This window comes from Rothia sp. HMSC073B08 (assembly GCF_001812975.1).
GTDB classification, from domain to species: Bacteria; Actinomycetota; Actinomycetes; order Actinomycetales; family Micrococcaceae; genus Rothia; species Rothia mucilaginosa.
In genome coordinates this window covers 36,767-38,750 of sequence record NZ_KV811086.1, presented here as the reverse complement: position 1 = coordinate 38,750, position 1,984 = coordinate 36,767, and the positions used below count along the sequence as shown (strand labels likewise).

The 1,984-nt window shown below is 57.3% G+C and carries 1 protein-coding gene and 1 pseudogene; both read left to right on the top strand.

Annotation, left to right across the window (positions count from 1 at the left end):
• Positions 1 to 428: pseudogene (locus HMPREF2884_RS08255) on the top strand (S-layer homology domain-containing protein); the annotation flags it as partial.
• Between the two features lie 333 nt (positions 429 to 761).
• Positions 762 to 1,984: peptidase (locus tag HMPREF2884_RS08250; RefSeq protein ID WP_070616706.1), on the top strand; the 1,223-nt coding region annotated here is incomplete at its 3' end.

Genomic DNA, 1,984 nt, shown 5'->3' with positions numbered 1-1,984 from the left:
AGCGCAAGGAACGCGCTACCCGCGGCGAGCTGGCGGTGGCTCTGTACCTTCAGGCTGGCGCGCCCGAGGTGAAGCTGCCTGAGACTTCTCCCTGGCCGGATGTGAAGACTGACGACCCGAACTACGCTGCGTACATTTGGGTTCGTGAGAAGGGCATCAGCTACGGCTGGTCGGACGGCAAGTTCCACGCGGACGCTGGTATTTCGAACGCTACCGTTGCGGCGTTTACTTACCGTGCGGCGGGTTCTCCTGCGGTGACGGGTAATTCCCCCTACGTGGATGTTAAGCCTGGTGCTCCGTTCTATCGTGAGATTCTGTGGGCGAGCCAGAATTTGCCTACTGTGTACGGTGGTCACTATTTCCTTCCTAAGCAGCTGCTAACTCGCGGCCACCTGGAGACTGTTCTGACTGCTTTCCAGGCTCGCTAAACTAGCCGTCTGAGTAACCCCGTGTTCCCGAATGGTTTTCTATTCGGGAGCGCGGGGTTCTGTTTTCGGGGTTTAGTTTGCTGAGTTTAGCGTGCTGGGTTCTCAGTTCTTAGTGGCTGGTCAACCTGTGAAAACCCTCAGAACCTTCAAGTCCCCATTGAGTGTTTCCTGATATCTGTTCAACCCTTTGATAGGGTGAAAATGTCCCCGAAACCGATGGGGATATTCGACCACTTTTCTCATTGGGTTGGCGCAGATTCGACGGAGATTTCTCACCCCAGAAGCCCTATGAAACTGTATTATCCCGATGGGTACGACCCGTAAGGATGATGTATGTCCTCGCTTCCGAACTCTAAGTCTTCTTTCCTCCGTGCGGCGCAGGGTTGCGGCGCACTGGTGCTGGCTGGCGCTATGGTTCTGCCGATGACTCCGGCACTCGCCCAGGATGCGGCACCTGCTGCCAATGCACCGGCGGCAAATGCTGTGACCCCCAAGCCGGTTGCTCAGGATGTAGCGGCACAGCCGACGTACTCCGCTGATTATGACGGCATTCTGTACACCGGCGAGGGTGGCACCGTGACTCTGAAGGGTACCGGTTTCACCAAGGAATGGCGTGAGCAGCACGGCACCGTTGTCTTCTACATTGCTGCTACGAAGGACCGCCCCGGTAACGCTGAGCCTTCCACGTCGATGCTCCGTTTTGAAGAGGGTAAGGACTTCACCATTGCCGATGATGGCACTTTTGAGGCGAAGCTGACCATCAAGGCTAAGGCTCTGGAGAGCTTCTACACTCCCATCGATTATTTCCCGGGTATCACCCTGGACGAGGTGCGTTACGAGACGGGTATTTTGACCGAGGCTAAGGGCCAGCCCCAGTCGAGCATTGAGGATATTTGGGCTCGCAAGAACGTTATCGCCCACAATCCGATGTACACCCGCGCTTACCATCCTGAGGTCATGGCACCTAAGTTGAAGTACGATGCGCTGAAGGACACCACGAAGGATCAGGAGCTACTGGTCCAGGGTGAGGGTTTCGTTGGGGAGGAGTTGCCTGGCCGCGAGGGTGCCATGTACGTGATTCGTGAGAAGGGCACCGGCACGCCCGTCCTGGCGATGAGCGATATGAAGTCTTACTATGAGAGTCCCGATGGCGTAACCCGCCTGGAGGGAGGCACTCTTTACCGCACCATCAAGATCCCCTCAAACACCCTGAATCCTTCTAAGCAGTACGTCGTTGAGGCGTGGAGCGACTACGACTACGACCTCACCAAGAAGGACAGGCCCCTCATCACCCCGATTGTGGGTTACGCGCCGGAGCACCGCGGTGTTCTTATGGCTCGTCAGGATCTGAAGTTTGAGGGCGTTCCGAACTTCACGGATGCTACTGCGCCCACGCGAGAATACAAGACCCTGACCTCGAAGCTCACCTCCCAGGAGCAGCAGCAGCGCGCTACTCGCGGCGAGTTGACGGCGGCGCTGTACGCTCAGGGGGGTAGCCCCAAGGTGAACCTCCCTAAGACCTCCCCCTGGCCGGATGTGAAGACTGACGACCCGAA